Origin of the sequence: Shewanella sp. 5_MG-2023 (genome assembly GCF_030547465.1) — a bacterium.
In the GTDB taxonomy this organism is placed as follows: Bacteria; Pseudomonadota; Gammaproteobacteria; order Enterobacterales; family Shewanellaceae; genus Shewanella.
Map to the genome: position 1 here is coordinate 45,730 of NZ_JAUORC010000025.1, position 22,040 is coordinate 67,769.

Genomic DNA, 22,040 nt, shown 5'->3' on the forward strand with positions numbered 1-22,040 from the left:
GGCTATCGCTATGAGTAAGCTCAAAAGATAGCGATTAAGATCTCGTCTAATTTAGAGCTATGAATAGGCTTAGTGACAACCTCAGTACACCCCATGCTGATCATATCGATACGGGTTTGCTCAAAAGCATCTGCGGTACAGCCAATAATTAACGGCTCATTAGCCAAGTTTAACGCTTTAATTGCCTTAGTCGCGGCAATGCCGTCCATCACCGGCATATGATTATCCATGATCACCAAGTCAAAGTGTGTTGCTTGCACTTTATCGACACCAATTTGACCGTTTTCAGCGACCTCACAATCAAAGCCGCGTTTTTTGAGGAACATCTTCATCACTTTTACATTGATTTTATTATCTTCAACAATAAGCACTTTTAAACCTGAGCCATCAAATATAGAGCTATGATGACCTGTGACCTGTTGCGGTTTGGCATCTAATTTAATCGGTATACTCACTCTAAACTGGCTACCTACCCCCAGCTCACTATTGAGTTCTATGCTACCTCCCATAACATTCACCAGCTCAGAGATAATCGCCAGCCCTAGCCCAGTGCCGCCAAACCGACGGGTGGTATCCGCTTCAGCTTGAGAGAATGCCTGAAAAACATAATCTTGTTTATCTTTATTAATACCAATACCGCTATCAGACACAATAATTTCTAATAACGGCTCAGCCTCATTATTGATGACGTTAATTGACGCGGCAATATGCCCTTGAGGGGTAAACTTCCACGCATTATTGAGCAAGTTTTGTAGTATTTGTTGAATTCGGATCTTATCAGCGACACAAACTTTATCTTGCTCGCCAGCCGACTCAAAGCTAAATGCCAAGCCTTTTTCATCGCACAAGGCTTTATAAATCGGTTCAACTTCCGACTTGAGTTCGTTGATGGTAAAACGGGTTAAATTTAAGGTTAATTTCCCCGCTTCAATTTTTGAAAAATCCAAAATATCATTGAGCACAGATAGCATGTGCTTTCCTGATCTCAATAAGGTATTGACCATCTCTTCTTGTTCAACATTAAGTGAAGTGTCTTTAATCAGTTCTGTCATACCTAACACGCCATTCATTGGAGTGCGAAGCTCATGACTCATTGATGCTAAAAACTGCGATTTTGAGATATTTGCGGCATCGGCTTTTTTGGCAGTGAGTTTTAACGAGTCTTCCAATTCTTTGCGCTCAGTAATATCACGCTCAACCGCCATAAAACCTTCTAGCTCACCTGAATCATCATACAGCGGCCCAATTTGCACCTCTAACCAATAGGCTTCGTTACTCTTGGTGTAGTTAATTATCTCAAAAGTACCAAAGCCTCTATTTTTTATTAGCTCACCAATTTTACGAGCCGTTACTTTGCTAGTCTTTGGCCCTTGCAGTAAATCTGCGGGTTTCATGCCCAACACTTCATGTTTTTTATAGCCTGTCATCTTCTCAAATGCACCATTGACCCAAATTATTTTGATATCAGGATCGGTAAATACCACCGCATCTCGCATATATTTGACAACCCGCGCAAGTCGAGTTGATTCAGCCTCTTTATTTTTTAAATTTTCCGCCTGTTGCTCAAGTAATTGCTGTGAGCGAGCTAATGACTGAAAGGGGGATACTAAGATTTTTCTACCCAAAAAATACAAGAGTAAAATGGTCATACTGGTAGCAAGCAGCATTCTAAGAAATAAGCTTCGTAAGAAGTCTGACTCTATTTTTTCAACAAATTGTGGCGATGATGCATACAGAAGATAAATATCAAATTGGGGGATCATTTTCGCTTGAGTCTGCCAGCCACCCTGGGGAGACATAGCCCAGTTAAACCTGTCTTGTCTGATCCCAAACCAATGATTTTTATCTGCAATTAATCGACCTATTAATTGCGAGTCATTTAACTGGATAATATAAGCAGTCAAGCCCTCAGCTAATGCGTGATATCGTATCGGCTCAGTGATTAATAAGTAATCTTGGCCACGCTCGTTAAAAAAGATATAGTTGTTATCATTAAGAATTGACTCATCATTAATCCTCTCAACCAGGTAATGTCTTAGTTGCTCCCCAAGCTCAAATTCAAGATAAATGCCCTCGCCAGCAAAGTCATACAGGTTCACAAAAGTATCTACATCATGTGGTTTTATCAGTGATAGTTGGTCATGTAAGGTATGTTTATCATCAACACCTTCTAGCGTCGCGCTGATAACATCAGGGTAAGTGGATATTTTATTAACATCCCTTTCATGGGCGCCGATGAACTCGGCAACGTATTGTTCAATTGCAGAAAATTTACCTTTTAAATTCTCTTCATTGATGAGTTTTGCAGTTTCAGCGGCCTGATTGGACACAAAAATATAACTGGACGCCATAAAGGTAATGGCCCCCAACAAAATAAACAGCGAAAATAAATGCATTCCATTTTTTTTATCAAACCACATAATAAATTCGACGCCTTAGGCTTACTGCTCAATCAATTTAACCGCATTAATATCATCGTATATCGCCATACATAAATCGTTTTCATCTAGCGCCTCATGGGCATCTGGGGCGCTATGGCTAAATACACTAAATGGTGCCTGATATTGTTTTATTAATCCGTCAACCGGCGCTGTCATCGACTCCAGTGCCTGCTTCATTGCGATGCGATTAGTGACTATATTGTCAGTAAAACTGACATTATTGGCGGCTGCGATAAAAATTTTACCGAGATCATAACCATGAACAAAGCCTGCCGGCGATTTGATGTTTTTATCAACAAACTGCTCTGGAAACATAGCTTTAGCATCATTAAAAACCTGCTGATTAAAATCAGTTACCTCTGAGCTATAAAAATTAAAGCATGATTGTATGAAGTGTAAATTTGCTTTATTGCGGATCTCAAATGGCACCACAGTGGCAAAATCCCCACCGGTAATCCCCCAGTGACTGTATATTGAAATATCCAAACCCAGCTCAGCCACAGCGGCTACGATTAACGCCCCTTCTGTGGCCCCTGCGACCATAAATAAGCAGTCAACTTGTTCTTTTTGGGCGGTTGCTAATAATAATCTTGCTTGCGCTGGGTTTATCCCCCAAGCAAACCAAGTTTCCCCCACTTCAGTCATGCCATAAGCCTCAAGGGCAGAAGTCATACTGCGATAATTAGATTTACCCCAAGCGGTATTTTCGAGCATCATGTGTGGTTTTTTACATTGTTTTTGCATCGCAAAATCAACTAAGTGCTTGCCAACTTTTTGATCATCTACCGAAAGCCGAAAAACAAAATTATCTTTTGAGGGGTATCGAGTAATTGGTCCACCAGCAGCCCAAGGGACAAGGGTGAGCAATTGTGACTCATTAATAAAATCTCGATATTTTATTAATGGCGGGGAATGCAGACCGCCTATAAACACTATCCCATTAGGATCTTTCAAAAAACGGTCCATATTCTTTTTGCTTCTGCCGACATTACCTCGATGATCTAAGGTGACAAATTCCACACCAAGGCCACCAAGTTTATTATCTGCCTGTTCAAATGCGACTTTAAAACCCTGTTCAATTGCTAATGACGATTCAATATGACCCGTTCTATCGGCATCAAAGTAAACTTTAAAAAACTTAGGAGAGGCGAGTATCTCGAGGGAATAACTAAATAATAGAAGCAAAAATACAATTTTAAGCATACTGACAATCCTTGGTTGGCATGCGGCAATTTTAGTCAAGCATCTTAGTTATAGCCTACCCTCTGAAAATAACCATATAAATTGTGATGCTATTTGTGCCAGTAACGCAGTCATGCCAAGCTAAGTTAGTTTGATACTCGTTAGGTTTGCCCTACTTTTCAGCCTTACGCAATTTGTATATCTAAGTTTTCAAGCTCATTAACTGAGTCCTTAACTGAGTTAGCTCGCTGCACAATAAACTCGCTAAACACCTTAATCGATTGGCTTTGTTGGTTTTCTGCTAGGCTAACAATACTGAACTTAGCATTCAGTTTCGGCATCAATTGCGGGCTAAGCTGCACCAAGGTGCCCGCTAATAATTCATCACGTACTGCTATTTCTGGAGTTAGCACTACTAAATCTGAATGAAAAATAGCGTCTTTAATTGAGTGAAGCTGATCAAAACGAATTAAACCGGCAAAATCATCTCTTTGTAATTGAAATAAGTCTTCAAATTGATTGGCGATGGTAATGGGCAATTTCAATGGGATCGCCAAAGGATAATCTCTAAATGTCGCTAAATATAATCTCGGCAGCTTAGTAAGCGGGTGATCAGGACGACAACAAAATATCACCGGAAATGGTGGCAGCGCTTGTAAGTGAAGTAATGGGTTATCTTCAAGCTCAGTCACTTTGGCTTCCGCAACAAACAAATCCAACTTTCCTTGAAGTAACAGCTCTGTTAATGATTGCCAATGATCCACTTTAAAATCAATGGTCATTTTGGGACAAGCCTGAATAAACTGCCCCAATATAGGGCCCACTAAACAGTTTGATGGAATAGGGCTGGCGCCAATGCTAATTTCATGCTCATTTTCACCATGAAAGCTGGCGATATCGCGTTTTAGATTATCGTGCTGCTTTACAATGTTTTGGCTATGAGCTAATACCATTTCCCCCAAAGGGGTTAGCGTCATATTTTTAGAGTCGCGCTGAAATAGCTTACCACCAACTAATAATTCGAGTTTTTGCAAGCTTTTGGATAGTGACGGCTGAGTAATATTTAACTCTGCGGCAGCTTTATGAAAGTGTTTTAATTCAGCCAATACAACAAAGTATTTAATGTGACGTAATTCCATATCAATCCTACTTATATTTAAACTGAATTATTTAAATTAATATTTTCGTGCTAAAATTTATAAAATAATGTTCACCAACTAATCTTTATCAAATAACATAAAACACTAACTATTAAGCCAACTATTAAATAAATTATTATCTCTAGCTATAAAGATACTTAACGCTATTTAGCAGTAAAAATGTACCATTGTTATTATTTTATTAGTAAAGCTAATGGCGATAGTTCAATTAGCCTAATAATCACAACAATCACCCTGTAGTGACTGTTTCACTTTGTATCACCATAGGCGCCAAGTAAACTCAATTCACTCCATTTAATCTCTTATATAGCTGATATTTTTATCTAAAAAAAGTCAAACCATTGGTTTTTAAGCTTATTTATTTTATGATTTGATCGCTAGCCTTTATTGTTTTTCACAAAAACTATCAGTTGATTCATAAAATGCATTGGCCGCTAACGCAAATACACGTTAAATATTCATGTGACAAATTTGTTAAAAATTTGCATTCACAAATAATAACGGAAGAAACGACAATGAAACTGAACAAAGTTCATATAATGACCCTAGCGGCCATTTATGCGGGTGCTGCCGGAGCGAGTGCTGATAGCGCCAATGCTGATGGTGCATACTCGGCCAATATTAAGCCTATAGTTATTACCGATGCAATTAAGCAATATAACGACAATAAAAATAAAGATCGTTTATCTGGAGAGGTAGTGACACAAACTCGAAATAGTAATGGACGTAATGTTCATCGTGCTATTTCAAGTGTTGATCAAAAAGTTCCCTTTGTTTATGAAGATGATGTTGAAGGTGAGCAAACTTATATTATTCAGTTATCTGACAAGCCAGTTTCATTATATCAAGGCGGTGTTGCTGGATTAAATGCTACGACTCCTCGAACCAGTAAAATCCCGGCGGCATTAAGCCCACAGCTGCATGATAAAGTTGATATCAATAGTACCGATGTACAATCATATCGTAGTTACCTTAGTGAAAAACAAGCTAGCGTAAGCTCGCAAATTACCAGCTTGGTAGGTAACACTAAAACTATCGCTAACTATCAGCTTGCCTTTAACGGTATGTCGATGCGTATGACTCAAGATCAAGCAGCAAGCGTTGCCGGCTTATCTGGTGTTGTCAGTGTGACCCGTGAAATCATCTACCAATTACAAACTGATGTGGGTCCACAGCATATCGGCGCTGACAAGTTTTGGACCGGTGAAGTTACTGGTGAAGCGTTTACCGGTAAAGGTATTGTTGTAGGCGTGCTCGATACCGGGATTAACACCGACCATGAATCGTTTGCAGCACAAGGCGATGATGGCTATGTACATCAATTACCGTCGCGTTATGCTGGCTATTTAGGCGACTGTGAGCTTGAAGAGTTTGCCGGCATGTGTAATGACAAGCTTATTGGTGTGCGCTCTTACCCTGTGATTACCGACACTTATAGCGATGAAAGTTTTCAACCTGATAAAGGCTGGTGGGAAATCGAAGGCCCATTAAGACCTGCTAATGGCGAAGATTACAACGGCCATGGTTCACATACTGCTTCAACCGCTGCCGGTAATATCATATTAGATAGTACCTATATGGTACCTGATGTTGGCGTAACCAGTGACGGCAAGCCAACGGACTTAATGTTACCGCGTATTTCAGGTGTCGCGCCGCACGCTAACGTCATTATGTACCAAGTATGTCACCCAGGTGACGGCAGCTTTAATAATTACACAGGCTGCCCTGGTTCTGCATTACTTGCGGGTATTGAAGATGCAGTCGCCGATGGCGTAGATGTGATTAACTACTCAATTGGTACTGCTTATGGCGCATTCCCATGGGAAGACCCAATGGAGATGGCCTTTTTAGCAGCACGAGAAGCCGGTATTTCGGTATCAGCCTCAGCGGGTAACTCTTTTGACCCTTCTGAAGCAAATGTACGCCGCGGGGCCATTGATCACTTATCCCCTTGGGTGACCTCTGTTGCAGCAACCACGCATACACGTGAATTCAGTGTTGAAGGTAAAATGCTTACTGGCGCAACTGGCGGTGAGCAAGAGCTACCAGAACTTGTTGGCGGCGGGATTACCGAAGGTTATACAGGCCCTGTGGTTGAAGCAACAGCCTACGGCTGGGAATATGAAAAATGTAATGAAGCCTTCCCAGCAGGCTTTTTTGATAACTCTCCTGAAGGCATTCCATATGACACTGCGCCAATTGTAGTTTGTAAGCGTGGTGATATCGCTCGTGTACAAAAAGCCATTAACGTAGCCGAAGGCGGTGCAGGTGGTTTTATTTTACGTAACGCCAGCTCTACAGAGTCGGTTAATAACGACCCTTATGTGATCCCCGGTATTCACTTGCCTTATAGTGGTTATTATGGTGATGCTTCAACTAACTGGTTTGGTTTATCAAGCTGGTTATCTAAAGGCAGTGATCATCAGTTAACCATCACGGCTTCAAGTGTGGTGACGACTGAACGTGTGCCTAATGCGTTAGCTGACTTCTCATCTCGTGGACATAACTTTGATAACCCTGAAGTCATGTCACCAAACCTTGCCGCTCCTGGTGTTGATATTTATGCGGCATGGGCTGATGAAATGCCGTTTTCTGGTGTAGGTGTACCTGGTGACTACAACACCATTAGTGGTACTTCAATGGCAGCGCCCCATGTTGCAGGTGCAATGGCATTATTAAAGCAAGCACAACCAAGTTGGACACCAGCACAAATTCAGTCAGCATTAATGATGACTGCGAATTTAGCTGAAGTGACTCGCACGGTTGAAACTTACCCCTTTGTTGATTTAGAGCCAGCAGGCTTTAGTGATGCAGGTAGTGGCGTGATTAACGTTGCTCGCGCATTTAAAGCGGGTTTAATCATGGATGAAACCGGTGATAACTACCGCGCGGCTAACCCTAAAAATGGCGGCACAGTTAACACCCTAAACGTGCCATATTTTTACAATGAAAGCTGCAGTGGCACTTGTACCATGATGCGGACATTTACCGCGACAGCTGATGGCAGTTGGACTGTGGATGCTGAGTCGCTGGCAATGGATGGCGCAGATATGCTGTCGCTTGAAGTGTCGCCTAAGACATTTAGCCTTAGCAAAGGCGAAACTCAAGCCATCATGCTCACAGCAACAGTGTTAGAAGTTCAAGCACCGGGTGCAGATTCATCATCTCTACGCTTACTAGGTGATGTGACTATTACCCCTGCAAGCACGGATATGCCAATGCAACATTTACCGGTTAGCATTCGCTACAGTGGTACCAGTATGCCTGAAAATGTGGTCGGTAATATCCACCGCCAACAAGGGCATATTTTAACCCCTGAAATCACCACTGAAGAAATTCAAACCTTTAATAGCCGCGTTAATGGCTTAGTTAAAGCGGAACTTTTTGATGTGCAAATGCAGCGCAGTGATGTGCGCGACTTAGACAATACCGCGCAATCACGTATTGATGATGGTCAAGTGGTTAACTTCTTTGACGTACCAGAAGGCACTAAGCGTATCGTGTGGGAAGTGGTTAAAGCTGACTATAATGCTTATGCATCAATCGATATTGGTATGGATGTCAATAACGACGGTGAGATCCAGTGGAATGAAGAAGCCATTTGTTACTCTCGTATTGATAACAACGATTACTGCGCGATCAATAATCCAACTCCAGGAACTTACTGGGCTTATGGCTCTAACTATAAGTATGATTATGAAGATGCAGCTAACCTTGCTGATAATATGACCTTCGCTTTAGCTATCATCGGTGATCAAGATGACGCTAATCTGACTGCCGTTGGCCCAGATTCATCAAATGGCATGGACCCTTACCGCGTACAGTTAAACTATGATTTAGCTGATGCTGTAGAGGGCGATGTTTATTATGGTTATGTGGGAATTGGTAGCGACAGCTATAACGATGATAACTTAGGTTATATCCCAGTACAGCTTATTCATGACGGTAGCGACACCGAAATTGAAGCAAGCCATACCAGTGCCAAGGCCGGTGATATTGTTGAGTTTGAAGTCAGCCTAGCGCCTAACTTGTTAGGTGGTGAGCGTCAGTTAACCTTAAGTACTGAACTCGCTTCAGGCTTCCAGTTAATTGAAGACAGCGTTCAGGTTTCTGGCTTACCACAATACACTGAAGACATGACAATTGATGGTAATACCATTGCCTTTAATACTGTGCAACCTTCGTCATTAGATACCCCACGTCACTATGTGTTTACCACGAGTCTAGAGGATGCGACGTGTCGTATTCCTGCGCAAATGCAGGGCGCGAGTGACACCTTTGTGGATGTACCAAGTGAGTTTGGTTTCTCTGATTTAGGCATTACTGGCTACTCTAACCAATATTTGAGTATTCCAATGTCAGCGAATGATTTACCTCACGTACCTTTATACGGTGCAGAGCAAGACATGCTGCATGACTTACTTGAAATCTCACCATTTGGTTATGTGAAATTTGACGAAATGCCAGATTTCTATAATTACCATTATGAGTTTAATGATGTGTTCCAAAGCTTCCCTGACACTATGGTTGCCCCATTGTGGCGTGGTGATGTGATGATGCCAGAAGTGGCATTCCGTGAAGATATCGGCGCAGTCACTAACCTAGTATATGGTGCTGTGGTTGATGATTATTATGTGTTCCAGTGGAAAGGTGGTGCAGAAATTGATAACCGCTTTACCGGTAACCGTAACCCAGATGCATCAGCTTACTTTGATGTTGAAACCATTATCTCAACTAAGTTAGATTTTGCCCCTGGTGCCCATGAAATCATGTTTGGTTATCAAGCGCTGCAAACGGCTAACGATCATTTTGGTTCAATTGGTCTACATGGCTATTACGGTGAGCGTGGCACCTACCAGCCTGTCGGCGGTTGGTACAATGACGGTTTTGCCTACAATAACGTTGATGAAAAAGTGGCTGAAGGCATGCTAGTTTGTGCTGATTATCAAGGCCCTGAAAGCTCAGCATTAACGGTTAGCTTCTCTGCCCGTGTATCAGCTGCAGCTGTTGGAATGGATAATGCAGTAACGGTTAGCAGTCAATACGCTGATTCAGAGTTAGTGACGGTATCCCATACGGTTTCATCAGCAAGTAATATTCAAGTTGCAGGTTTTACAGACCAAGTAATTGAAGAGAATAGCTCTCTTACAATGAATGTTGTCTATGCTGACCTTAAAGGCACAGTCAATGGCATTATGGTGGCAGGTGATAACATCACTGCTAAAGTTGAAGGTGATAGCATCACGATTACCCCTGATGCTGACTGGTTTGGTGAAACCATGGTATCTGTAACTGTGCATGATATGGCTTACCCGTCTGATCAAGCAACCACCAGCTTTAAGCTAACGGTTAACTCTGATGGCGTAGAGCCTGTAGCGCCAGCACCTGAAGTTCCTGTTGTTGAAGAGAAAAAATCAAGCGGTGGTAGCTTAGGCTTCTTAGCATTAGGTGTACTAGGTTTATTCGCTGGTCGTCGCCGTAAGCTTCACTAAATATTAAGCTTCACGATTATATAGGCATGTTAAGCAAACAATACCTATGAGAAAGGCCCTCTGATGAGGGCCTTCTTTTTAGTTTGATTTTATTAAACCATGAAAATAACTACACTTAAACTCAGCTTTTAACCTTTAAGAACCGCGTTAATTTATAACGCTTATTCACTAAGTTCTCTCCCACCCAATACAAACCTGACAGTGATAAAAACAAGCCCATTAAGCCAAAAAACCAACTGAAAGGATTATTGAAACTGCCTTGATGTAAGTAATCCATAAAATGTAATTTGAACATCAAATCTGCCAGTTCAGTGTCGCTATTTTTGTGGCCAATTAACTGGCCATTAATGGCATTGATGTATATTCGTGTCTCAAGATCATCATCCATGTTGATTTGCCATAAGGGATTGCATTCTTTAGGCCACTCGCTAATCGGCGGCTTAAGTTTATTAGCACTGATAACGCTGCCAGGCCCCCTATAACTGTCGATGGCCAGCGTGGTTGCTAACGATAGGTCAATATGAATCACTTCACCGCTATAGGCATTCACTAAGGTTTGCTGCTGACACTCATGTTTATAACGCATTGCGGTTTCAGTCAGTAAATACACGGGATTGCTGTCCAATGATATGAGTGCTAATTGCTGTTGATTCGGATGGTTTGTCAGTACTTGCTTTGCCGTTATTAGTTCTGCAGCATTGAAATTATAGTCTTCATGGGCAGCATGATGACTATATGCCATGCCTTTTAGCGCCTCGTGTGGGGTGATATTAAAGTAAATACCAGTCCCTAGCCAAATCAAAAATTGTAGGCTAACTAACGCGCCTACCCAGTAATGCCAGACTCGGATCAAATGCTGTAACCGCTTGGCTTTCTTGCCTGGTATTTTACTTGTTCTCACGCTCGATTTAGCACTCATTTCACATACCTCTTTCGGCGTTGCCACACTAACACCAGGCCAGAAAAAACAGCGATAAATGCGCTTATTGAAGTATAAAAGAGTAACTGATTATCAATGGCTTCACCGTCGTTATAATCCATGATGTGCCACTTCCAAAACAAGTCAAACAAGCGCCAGTATTCATGTCGGCGGGTTACCACATCGCCACTTTTAGCGGATATATAGAGGGTTGTCATGCCAATATCATCAAACTCAGCTCGCCACACAGGTAGATGCCTTGCAGATAACTCAGCTGGTGCATTGTGTTCGATAAGGCTAATGGAGCTTAATTGGGTCGCTGAAAACGATGGTAAATATAAAGCTGCGATTTGACGTGCCTGTTGCTAATTAAAGCGTTCAAGTACCTGACCCGTTTGCGCATCGATGAGCAGCTTATCATCTGTTAAATTGACTTGATAAACCGCTTTACTAAGCACGCTTTTAAGGGATATTTGCTGGGCTTTAGGGTAATTTTGATAGACGTTACCTACCGAGTATTGCACTTGAGAAGGGTCAATAACTTCTACTTTGCTAACCACATGATCACTGCGAATAAAGCCAATATCCATCAACACAAAGTAACTACCGGTCACGCTCCATATGATGATGGGAATCGCCAGCACCAGCATTAGCCACCGATGGAGAAAGTGGGCTGAGAATATTTTTCTATATGATTTATGGATAATCAAAATTTGTCGTTACCCTTGTTATTATTTTAATTTATGGTGCGAATACAGTTAATTTTCACTAAATAATAAGCGTCTAAATTACCTGAAACACCTTAATTTTCATAGAAATTTAATTGTGATACTTTCTTATCAAGGCTTCGCTCGATACTTTATTTTGTGTAAAGTATGCTTGCATATACCGAAGAAAATACTGCTTACCATACGAATAATTACACTGCTCGCTACACTAATAAATACAGTGCTAACCCACAAAAGGATTTACATGAAACTGCCTTTAAAACTCAACTCGGCTATCTTATTAATCATTTCTGCACCGATTGCTTTTGCAACCTATGCGCCCTTGCCTGAGTCAGTTTCAAATAATGCCATCGCCAAAGTCACTACAGATAATGCCCAGTATTTACTGAGTTTTACCGGGCTTGCTGAAGCAAAAGATTATCTCGCGGTGCATAATAAAGCGTGGGCGCTTGATTTATCGAGTCCCAATAACCAATGGCAGCCCATTAAAGATGTTCCTTTTGTCGCGCCTTTGGCTGGAAGATTAGCTTCTATAGCTGTGGGTGTTGATGATCAAGCTTATGTTTTTGGTGGCTACACTGTGGCTAAAAATCATGAAGAAATTAGCACTGTCGATAATTACCGTTTCGACATCAGCGCTAATGAGTACCAACGTATTGCCGACATGCCCGTCGCTGTTGATGACACGGCTGCCAGTGTTTACCAACAACGCTATGTATATTTATTTGGTGGTTGGCACAACGACGGCAATGTTAATTTAGTGCAAGTGTATGACACTCAAACCGATACTTGGTCTCAGGCAAGTCCGATACCTGCCCCGGCGGTGTTTGGTCAAGCGGTGGCCATGGTTAACAATAAAATTGTCTTGTGCGATGGTGTGAAAGTTCAGGCTAATATAGGTAAACGTCGCAGCTATGCATCATCACCCGTGTGTTTATATGGTGAACTGAACCCAGAGAATCATTTAAGAATTAGTTGGCAATTACTGCCACATTATTCTGTTGCTAAGACGGCAAAAAGTGACATGAACAAGCCTGCTATTGCGCATTATAGAATGGCGGCAACAGGTGTAGGCTCTAATAAAAATAGCAATAAAGACAGTGATAGATACAATAACAAAGCAGGCTACGCCATCTTTATTGGTGGCAGTGACAACCCATACAATTATAGTGGTATCGGTTATAACGGCGCTCCCAGTACCCCACAGCAATATCAATATAGCTTCGACTTTGCTAGCAACAGCTGGCTTACCCCAATAAGGCTTGCAACACCCTCAATGGATCATCGCGGCCTCATTTGTCATCAAGATAAGCTGCTAAGAATTGGCGGCATGGTGAGCGAGCAAAAAGTCAGTAATCTTGTGTTGAGCTCACCGCTAAAAACTGATCAAGGTTGCACTCAATAGCAGTACTCATAAAGAGACATATTGCGCCATAAAACGTGATCCAGATAACACTTTTATGGTGCTTGTATTGAGCAATTTAAAGATGCATATAAAATACATGTAAATTAAATGCATCTTTGGAATATTCATGACCACAGCTTCAAGCTTTGAGCAATTACAGGCACTGCCCCTCGCATCACTCATTGATTATATTGAAGTGACTCATCATCAATATGTACGTGAAACGGCGCCTTTACTGGTTGAATACACCCAAAGAATGGTGCAAGCACATGCTAGCGATCATGCAGAAATCCAGCCTTTAGCTAACCTTGTGCAAGCCTTGGTTTCAGACTTAATGCCACATCTTATGAAAGAAGAACAAATTTTGTTTCCTGCCATGAGACGCTTAGGTGATGGCTTGGAAGTAAATGGTTGTTTTGGCCATATTGGTAACCCGATAAATGCCATGGAACACGAGCATGACCATGCTGGCACCATCTTGCAACAATTACGAGAATTAACCAAAAACTATCAAGCTCCTGAAGGCGCTTGTAGTACTTGGCAGAAGTGTTACAAGACACTTGCTGAGTTTGATGCAGACTTACAGACCCATATTAATATTGAAAATAACCTGTTATTTCCAGCGGCATTAGCACTGTAAATAGAGCCAGATTTGTTTTATCCCAGTTTCATCATTGTTTTCGCTCCAATTTAACATTCATCATGTTTAATGGTTCTTGCTCCCCAGCAGAACCATTTTTTTTTTGGCTATTTTTCGCCAAAAGCAGCCAAAAAATGCCCGTTAAGGCACTTATAATTTGAAAAACACAGTTCAAAGTAAGGGAGTTAAAATAAACTCTTTTACAAATAGATATTGCTAAAAATATTAGCCAAACAAGCTTGTAAGATCATCTAATTGATGGATTTCAATATGGGGTAAAATATATTTAGCTTGCCTGTTGTCACTCGCTTGATGATTTAACCACACACTTTGACAACCCGCTTTTCTGGCACCTAACACATCACTGATTGTATGATCGCCAATATGCAGTAACTCACTGGGCTTGATGGCTAAATGGCGGCAACTGAGATCAAATAAGTCACTGTAGGGCTTCATCCTAACCCCGTGTCCAGGATGCAGCACAAATTGCAATACGTCATCAAGACCAATGCGCGTTGCATCCACATTACCATTAGTAATACCCACTAACGGAAAGTGCTTTCCTAAGTTGGCAAGGCAACTCAATACCTCCTCCGTTACCTTAAAATCGCTACGATGAAAGCTAAAACATTGCATCCCTTGTTGGGCACCTTGGCTAGCTTGTGCTTCACTATAACCCCATTGCAGTAAGCCTTGGCGTAACACTTCATAACGGGCGGCGGTGGTGTCATGGGCCAACTCTTGGTGCTCTGCAATCACCTGAGATTTCAACAAGCGCCACTGGGAGATCCCCCAATTTAACGGCGCTTTAAAGTTATCTTGCATAAAATGCGATATTTCAGCTTCCGCTTTAATAATGTGCGACACGTTGTCGTACAAGGTGTCATCCAAATCAAAACTAATGGCTTTAAACGGTTTCAGTCTTAGGTATTGTTTCATTATTTCCCCTTGGCTTTTTTCGCTCTAGGGTGAGCGCCATCATACACTTTCGCTAAGTGCTGAAAATCAAGGCTGGTGTAGATTTGGGTCGTTGACAGATTGGCATGACCCAGCAATTCTTGCACCGCTCTTAAATCAGCACTTGATTCAAGCATATGCGTTGCAAAGGAATGGCGCAATTTATGCGGGTGAACTTTTGCAGATAATGCTTGCTGCTGACCCCATTTATTCATCCGCAGTTGAATACTACGGTGTGATAAACGTTTTCCCTGTTGGCTGATAAATAGCGCATCACCCGCGTCAGCTGATGGCATTTCAGCCCGCGAATCAAGCCAAGTTTGTAATGCGCTAAGAGCGATTTTACCCACAGGCACAATCCGCTGTTTACTGCCTTTACCCATGACTTTGACTTCCTGTTGCTGAAAATCAATATCGTGAATATTTAAACTCGCAAGCTCTGCTAAACGTAAGCCGCTGGAATAAAACAGCTCCATAATGGCTTTATCTCGTTTACTTAAGGGGTCGCTAGCATCAATATCCAATAAATGCGTAACCGCATCTAGGTCCATATTTTTTGGTAAAGGCTTAGCTTGCTTGGGGGCATTGAGGTTTTTAGCTGGATTGGCATCAATCACTTGCTCACGCACTAAAAATTCAAAAAATTGCTTAAGGGAAGATAAACACAGTGATAAAGAACGCGGGCTTAAGCCTTGACGGTGAAGTTTGGCGAGAACGGCTTGTAATTGCTCACGGCTTACCGCTAACCATGAATCATCATTCTCGGTTAACTCATTGTGAGTAAATATTATTTTGCTGGCACGATTAATTTCATACAAATAGTTGCGCACACTATAGGGGGATAATTGTCGCTCTGAAATAAGGTAGCGTTCAAATGAGGCTAACCAACTTAGCTGACTCATAACACTACCTCCAAGCAGATCATGATAAAGCTAAAACAGTAATGTTAAAGCTTAAAAAAGTTGTGACATTTAAAATTTCGGCAGCATATGGTCGAGTAAATCGCGTATTTGTTCAAAAAACAAATTATCCATATCCGGATGAAAATGCGCCGCATCAGCTGATGCAACCCCAAAAATCACCTGACCATTTTCATCTGACAGCTTGGTCAATGCTACTGAGCCGACTTCGCCACCAAATAAACGCTTAGACTCTGATTGGGTTAAGCGGCCAAAATAATAACCTTGCTGAATACGCTGACGCCAAATCTTAGCCAATTCGCTGTCAATATCATGCACGGTTATCAGCCTTACATGGGTAAAGCCGAACTCTTGCTTAAGGCTTTGTGACACCAACTGTCTTAATTGGCCTAAATCTTCACACTTTAGAATGTCTAAGGATAACTGCCGATTAAAGCGAAAAATTTTCTCGTTCTCGGTGGCTATCTTCATTAATGAGGTAATTTCTTCTTCAAGCTGGGTAACTCGGGTGCGCAGCATTTCTTGCCTGCGCTCGACCAATGACACTGCGCCGCGTTCGTGATGAGATAAACGCATCGCCAGCAATAATTCAGGGTAACGATTAAAGAACTCTGGATTTTGCAGCAAATACTCGCGGATCAGGTGCTCATCGATGGCTAAATCCTCCATCGATAATGTCGGCATGCTTAAGTCAGCGCCCAAATCAGCTGCTGCTTTGGCATTTTGGGCGAGCATTTTTTTGGTATTAATTACATCGGTCATAACTGGATTTGTCCATCAAATACATGTTCAGCAGGTCCAGTCATCCATAACGGCTTGCCCTCACCTTCCCAGTTAATGTTTAAACTACCACCGGGTAAGTCAACTTTAACTTGGTTATCTAACTTATTTTGCAAAATCCCAATGGCCACTGCAGCACAAGCGCCGGTACCACAAGCCAATGTTTCACCTGCGCCGCGCTCATAGACTCTAAGCTTAATATGGCCACGATTAACCACTTGCATAAAGCCAACGTTAACCCCTTTAGGGAAACGCTCATGACGGGTCAGCATAGCGCCAATTTCTTCCACCTCTGCAGTGGCAACATCATCCACATCTAATACACAATGGGGGTTGCCCATAGAAATGGCACCACAAAGAAACGTTTGCTTGGGGCTTGTTAATAAATAGGTTTTTTCGCTGCGTTTGGCCCGAAATGGGATTTTACTGGGCTCTGTGATAGGCACGCCCATATTCACGGTAACGCTGCCATCACGCTCTAAGCGCAGGGTCATTTTACCTGAGCTGGTGCTAACGCGGATTTTGTATTTATTGACTAACCCTTTGTTACGCACAAAACGCGCAAAGCAGCGGGCGCCATTGCCACACTGCTCAACTTCACTACCATCTGCATTAAATATGCGGTAATGAAAATCTAAATCTGGGTCGTAAGGCGGCTCGACTAATAGCAGCTGATCAAAACCGATCCCGAAGTTACGATCGGCTAATCGGCGAATTTGATCTGGCGAAAAAAACACATTCTGTGTTACGCCATCAACCACCATAAAATCATTACCTAGACCATGCATCTTGGTGAATTGGATCAAAAGTGTCTTCCTTTATCGAACTATTATGAACGTATTGATAAACTATTACGGCAGTATATGTTCACCTTGCCACAATTGTTCAATCTTTTCACGCTCACGGATCACTTGATTTTGATCTTTATCGACCATGACCTCTGCCACACGTGGACGAGAGTTATAGTTAGATGCCATCACAAAGCCATATGCCCCACTTGAACGTACAGCTAAAAAGTCACCTGCTGCCACATTTAACTGACGGTCTTTACCTAAAAAGTCACCGGTTTCACAGACTGGGCCGACCACATCATAAGCAAAGGTTTGCGCCGCAGTTTGGTTAACAGGGATAATGTTTTGCCAAGCTGAATACAACGACGGACGAATGAGATCGTTCATGGCGCCATCCACAATAGCAAAGCGCTTATCGCTGTTTTCTTTTAATGACAACACTTGAGTGACAAAAATGCCGGCGTTAGCTGCAATGGCGCGCCCGGGTTCAAATATCAATTTTAGTGGTCGATCGCCCAAGCGCTCAAGTAAGGCGGCGGCGTACACATCAGGATGCGGCGGAGTTTCACCATCATAAGTCACCCCTAAGCCACCACCGACATCGAAATGCTTAATTTCAATGCCCTGCACTGCTAAGCGGTCAATTAGCGCTAGCATTCGGTCCATGGCATCTAAAAACGGGCGCATTTCAGTTAACTGTGAGCCAATATGACAATCAACCCCTTTAACATCTAGATTAGGCAAACTATGGGCGCGAGCGAACACTTGCTCAGCTTCATCCATGGCGATACCAAATTTGTTTTCTTTAAGCCCGGTAGAAATATACGGGTGAGTGCCGGCATCCACATCTGGGTTAACTCGCAATGATATTGGGGCCACTTTACCTAAACGGCCAGCTACCTCATTAAGTTGCTCAAGCTCAGCGCTTGATTCAACATTAAAGCAATAAATACCAATATTCAGTGCTTGTTCCATTTCCGCCGTTGTTTTACCAACCCCAGAAAAAACCACTTTTTTAGGGTCGCCGCCAGCGGTAATAACCCGGGCTAATTCACCGCCAGAAACAATATCAAAGCCACTGCCTAAACGTGCTAATACGTTCAGCACCGCAAGGTTAGAGTTAGCTTTAACGGCATAACAAATTAAATGAGGGTGCGTTGCCACGGCATTATCAAAGGCATGCCAATGGCGCTCTAAGGTTGCGCGCGAATAAATATATAGCGGCGTACCATGCTCACGAGCCAATTGCTCTACTGAGCAGCCTTCAGCAAATAAGCTGTCTTGTTGATAAATAAAATGATCCACTATGCGATTCCTTGTTTATTATTCTGTAATACTTTTATGCGATAAAGGCGGCTTTAACCTAGCTTTTGAGGCAATTGTTGAGACTGAGTCTGAGGTTTAACTTGGTTTTCCTCAAGGGTAGACTCTGGCGGTTTTCGCTGTTCCTGATTGGTTTCTGCGTCAGGAGTTTTATATAAAGGGCCTTTTTGTCCGCAGCCTATAATGGATAGGCTAGCAAGCATTACGAATAAAAACAGTCTCATTTTTCTCAACATTCTATGCATCTGGGGAGTTATAGCCTTATAATCGCATTCATAACCTAGAAAGCACAAGGATTGAAATGCATGGCTATGACAGATACAGAGTTTCATCAATTGGCAGATGAGATGTTCAGCAAGATAGAAAATGCCATTGAAGCTGCTATTGACGAGCAAGATGCCGATGTAGACATCAATGCCAGTGGTAATGTTTTACAGCTTGAGTTTGAAGATGGTTCGCAAATCGTCATCAATAAACAAGAGCCGTTACATGAGCTCTGGATTGCGACTCGCTTTGGTGGTTATCACTTTGCGTTAGTTGATGGAAAGTGGTTTGATGAGCGTAATGACAATATATTCATGCCGTTTGTGATTGAGTCGATTAAAAAGCAAAGCGGTATTTCGCTGGCGATTTAATCCCTCAGGTGTACTAGCTCAAATTGTCGATATCTAAAGTGATAATGTCAGCAAAACTGAATTGGGTTTAGAAGTCTGAACTCAATTCATTTATCATCACCCCAAATGGCACCACGTTTAACTCACCGTTTATTCTTTCTAATTTAAAAAATTGCGGCATATTAAAATAATGCTGTGATGATACCCCCTGCTCAAATGCAAAACTGTGGCTTTCTTTTTCCACCAACTCCTGCATCGACATATTTTCATATAATTGATGTTTAAGCTCGTTTGCTTCATCAATAATAAACACATCTAAAACATCAGGTCGCTGGCGTAAAAAGTATTGCTTTGCCCCTTTGGAAATATACAACTTAATCACATTGGGGATACCGCCGTAGGGATCAGCTTTGATGATGGCAGCTGGCGCATTCAGCTGCGGCTTTTTAAAACGCTGCACTTTTATCGGCCCAGCTTTAACCGCGTCATCACCCAAGAGGTTATACACCAAACCCATGGGATTAAAATATAAACCATAACGATGGCCGCCAAGCTGTAACGGATGCATTAACCCTGAGAAAGTGCGCGCCTCATAACAGTATTTGACGCATTGAGAAAAAATCCCCTGCAGCGCATCATGTAATTGTTTTTTCAGCCGCTGGGCACAGGCGACAATATTAATTTCTACTTGCTCAGGTTTACATTTTAAGCCTATAGCAACAAAAGACAGCGCCTCTAATAATCCCAATGGACCTTTAAAACGATGACACTGCCACTCGCCCCAACTATTGAGACAAATGATATCAATGGTAGACAACATATTTTGCTGTTTTTTGCCTAAGGAAAAAACATTGGAGTTCATGTAATCAATCATGATCTCTTGCCCTTGCCACTTGATGGTTGGGTCTTTATCAAGATTGGCCACAACAATAATTTTTTTATAAAAAAATGGCTGACACAATTCAGCTTTGGAGACTTTGCTTGTCGCCGTCATCAACGGATTAAGGCTTAATGCCAATTGAGTCAAGCGGGCTTTACGGTGTTTACTGCGTCCATACTCTTGCCACTGAGTGTCCGCAGTAGAAATATCATTCATCACCGCCCACGCAATCAATGCTGTGGGTGTGTCGGCTTTAATAATGGCTGACTCACCCAATAGCTGCCCAGAATTATGCGGCTGTCGATATAAGTAAAATCGTGACTCTTTAAGGCTATGGATAATGGTTAAATTTGGCTCGATTATTGAGCTGCTCCACAGCTTGTTTAAAGGTAATAATTGATGCTCATCGTCACTGAAATAAGTATGAAGTTTACGGGCAAGGATCCCTAACTCTTCCACTCTAAAGCGATCGCTTAATGCTTGTTTTGAGGCAAAGTCCAATAAGGTGCGATAACTGATTAGTAGCAATTCATTAAGCTGCTTGTTAAACCATTTCAGTTGCCCTGAATGCCAGTGCTGGCTGTTATCCAGTGTTTCTAACAAACTATGGGGCCAACCCCAGTCCTCAACCAATTGCTGCATTTTATCTCTGCGCCAATCTCTGGCCACGCAGCGATTTGTTAAATTGACCCCACACTTAAGATAAAAACAACGGCGGACAATTTCGAGGCGGCGCGTGTCCCGTCGCCCGAGTAGATATGCTTCAATACGCTGATATAAAATTAAATAGGCATCATTGGATTCAGTAAAATCCCCTTGCAGGCACTGTTGCCAAATCTGCTGGGTAATAAAATTTGCTTGCGGGTACTCTGCGGCATAGGTTTCCAGCAGCAATACCTTAAGCAAGGCTTTATGGGGTTTATTGAGCCCCTTATAGAGTTGCCATAATGAGGCGCCAAAATATTCAGTTGCCGGCATGGATTGCACATCGCCTAAAAACAACACTTCGTTATCAGCGTCAGCACCCGGCCACCACCCCGCCGCTTTACCAGACAAACGAATATGGGAGCGATAAAATTCTTCTAATAATAACCAATGCTGGGTGCTGCCACTGTGCTCTTCGCCAAGGGAGCTGTAACAATTATCAAATGCGCTGCATTCTCTAAACTGTAATGGGTGTACCAGATAAAAATTCACTTCAAAATCAAAACTTGCAAACCACTGAGTCAATTGGTCTGTTTTTTCAGTAACTAATGCTAAATCAGCATGACTTAAGCTTGATTTGTAAACCAACCACACATCAACATCACTTTTAGGGTTTTGGCCAAAACTTGCGGTGCTGCCCATGGAATACACTCCTTCGAACGCACTGGGCTGGGCTGCTTGCAGATCTAAACTGGGTAAATGCAGACTGTGACGCGCCTGTTCCATAGCAGGTGTCATGTCAAATTGGCTGATCCCAAAAGGCGTTAAAGCGGAGTTACTGCCGGGCAGTTGCACATTATGATGATGGATCAAATAAGGAATGATATCGAAAAGCTGTTGCTGAATTGGCGACAATAAGGATTTAACCCGTTCATATCGAACAAGATTGAGTTGATTAGCTATCTCGATGGAGCGATAAACCTTTTGATTCAAAGTATCATCCTGTTACTAGCACTAAGTTACTAATTATCAACATACTGCAGCGCAGTTAAAAACCATGTTGATTAGCGTTAAATAAATTAGTAGAAACGTGATCATGTTAGCACTTTTATTTAAATACACCAGCAAATGAGATCTGCATCACAAAAAACTACGTGCATAGT

16 protein-coding genes and 1 pseudogene are annotated in these 22,040 nt (G+C 42.1%); 4 read left to right on the forward strand and 13 right to left on the reverse strand.

Features of this window, described 5'->3' with window-relative positions; all coding sequences use genetic code 11:
• Positions 1–20: 20 nt before the first annotated feature.
• From Q4557_RS15140 to Q4557_RS15150, 3 genes are all read right to left on the reverse strand, one after another.
• Entirely contained in the window at positions 21–2,420 is a 2,400-nt protein-coding gene (locus Q4557_RS15140; RefSeq protein ID WP_303413725.1) for an ATP-binding protein, read from the reverse strand.
• A gap of 21 nt (positions 2,421–2,441) precedes the next feature.
• The gene (locus Q4557_RS15145; RefSeq protein WP_102476036.1) at positions 2,442–3,644 is read right to left on the reverse strand and encodes an ABC transporter substrate-binding protein; all 1,203 of its coding nucleotides are present in this window, start codon (positions 3,642–3,644) and stop codon (positions 2,442–2,444) included.
• 164 nt (positions 3,645–3,808) lie between these two features.
• On the reverse strand, positions 3,809–4,762 hold the full coding sequence (locus Q4557_RS15150; protein WP_303413729.1) for a LysR family transcriptional regulator: 954 nt from the start codon (positions 4,760–4,762) through the stop codon (positions 3,809–3,811).
• A gap of 536 nt (positions 4,763–5,298) precedes the next feature.
• On the opposite strand from Q4557_RS15150, the gene Q4557_RS15155 reads away from it, so the two are divergent.
• The gene (locus tag Q4557_RS15155) at positions 5,299–10,275 is read left to right on the forward strand and encodes a S8 family serine peptidase (RefSeq protein WP_303413731.1); all 4,977 of its coding nucleotides are present in this window, start codon (positions 5,299–5,301) and stop codon (positions 10,273–10,275) included.
• 121 nt (positions 10,276–10,396) lie between these two features.
• On the opposite strand, the gene Q4557_RS15160 is transcribed toward Q4557_RS15155, so the two are convergent.
• The 3 genes from Q4557_RS15160 to Q4557_RS15170 form a co-directional block, all read right to left on the reverse strand.
• Entirely contained in the window at positions 10,397–11,194 is a 798-nt protein-coding gene (locus Q4557_RS15160) for a PepSY domain-containing protein (RefSeq protein WP_102440227.1), read from the reverse strand.
• Positions 11,191–11,442 (reverse strand): hypothetical protein, encoded by a 252-nt coding sequence (locus tag Q4557_RS15165; protein ID WP_303413735.1) that lies wholly within the window; start codon positions 11,440–11,442, stop codon positions 11,191–11,193. The genes Q4557_RS15160 and Q4557_RS15165 overlap by 4 nt, the downstream gene beginning before the upstream one ends.
• Positions 11,443–11,559: 117 nt before the next feature.
• Entirely contained in the window at positions 11,560–11,844 is a 285-nt protein-coding gene (locus Q4557_RS15170) for a hypothetical protein (protein WP_303413737.1), read from the reverse strand.
• Positions 11,845–12,166: 322 nt separating this feature from the next.
• Here Q4557_RS15170 and Q4557_RS15175 point away from each other — a divergent pair, with 322 nt between their 5' ends.
• Together Q4557_RS15175 and Q4557_RS15180 are read left to right on the forward strand one after the other, a co-directional pair.
• The gene (locus Q4557_RS15175; RefSeq protein WP_303413740.1) at positions 12,167–13,327 is read left to right on the forward strand and encodes a kelch repeat-containing protein; all 1,161 of its coding nucleotides are present in this window, start codon (positions 12,167–12,169) and stop codon (positions 13,325–13,327) included.
• Between the two features lie 148 nt (positions 13,328–13,475).
• A pseudogene (locus Q4557_RS15180) lies at positions 13,476–13,967 on the forward strand (hemerythrin domain-containing protein); the annotation flags it as partial.
• A gap of 225 nt (positions 13,968–14,192) precedes the next feature.
• Here the strand turns inward: Q4557_RS15180 and Q4557_RS15185 are convergent.
• The 6 genes from Q4557_RS15185 to Q4557_RS15210 all read right to left on the reverse strand — a co-directional run bounded on the left by Q4557_RS15185 (position 14,193) and on the right by Q4557_RS15210 (position 18,962).
• Complete coding sequence (locus Q4557_RS15185) at positions 14,193–14,906, reverse strand: HAD-IA family hydrolase (protein ID WP_102440231.1); 714 nt, start codon at positions 14,904–14,906, stop codon at positions 14,193–14,195.
• Positions 14,906–15,826 (reverse strand): tyrosine recombinase XerC, encoded by a 921-nt coding sequence (xerC, locus tag Q4557_RS15190; RefSeq protein WP_102476047.1) that lies wholly within the window; start codon positions 15,824–15,826, stop codon positions 14,906–14,908. Before xerC ends, Q4557_RS15185 begins: the two co-directional genes overlap by 1 nt.
• A gap of 69 nt (positions 15,827–15,895) precedes the next feature.
• Positions 15,896–16,528, reverse strand: coding sequence for a DUF484 family protein (locus tag Q4557_RS15195; RefSeq protein WP_102440240.1), 633 nt, complete (start codon positions 16,526–16,528; stop codon positions 15,896–15,898).
• Between the two features lie 74 nt (positions 16,529–16,602).
• Positions 16,603–17,430, reverse strand: a complete 828-nt coding sequence (dapF, locus tag Q4557_RS15200) for a diaminopimelate epimerase (protein ID WP_102440233.1) — start codon at positions 17,428–17,430, stop codon at positions 16,603–16,605.
• 45 nt (positions 17,431–17,475) lie between these two features.
• A complete protein-coding gene (lysA, locus tag Q4557_RS15205; RefSeq protein ID WP_102476048.1) occupies positions 17,476–18,720 on the reverse strand; it encodes a diaminopimelate decarboxylase in 1,245 nt (414 codons plus the stop codon).
• A 53-nt stretch (positions 18,721–18,773) separates the two neighbouring features.
• Complete coding sequence (locus Q4557_RS15210; protein WP_241901024.1) at positions 18,774–18,962, reverse strand: lipoprotein; 189 nt, start codon at positions 18,960–18,962, stop codon at positions 18,774–18,776.
• An 81-nt stretch (positions 18,963–19,043) separates the two neighbouring features.
• On the opposite strand from Q4557_RS15210, the gene cyaY reads away from it, so the two are divergent.
• Positions 19,044–19,373, forward strand: coding sequence for an iron donor protein CyaY (gene cyaY, locus Q4557_RS15215; RefSeq protein WP_076539407.1), 330 nt, complete (start codon positions 19,044–19,046; stop codon positions 19,371–19,373).
• A gap of 67 nt (positions 19,374–19,440) precedes the next feature.
• On the opposite strand, the gene Q4557_RS15220 is transcribed toward cyaY, so the two are convergent.
• Positions 19,441–21,870: a class I adenylate cyclase gene (locus tag Q4557_RS15220; protein WP_303413746.1), complete on the reverse strand. Its 2,430-nt coding sequence runs from the start codon at positions 21,868–21,870 to the stop codon at positions 19,441–19,443.
• Between the last annotated feature and the right edge of the window lie 170 nt (positions 21,871–22,040).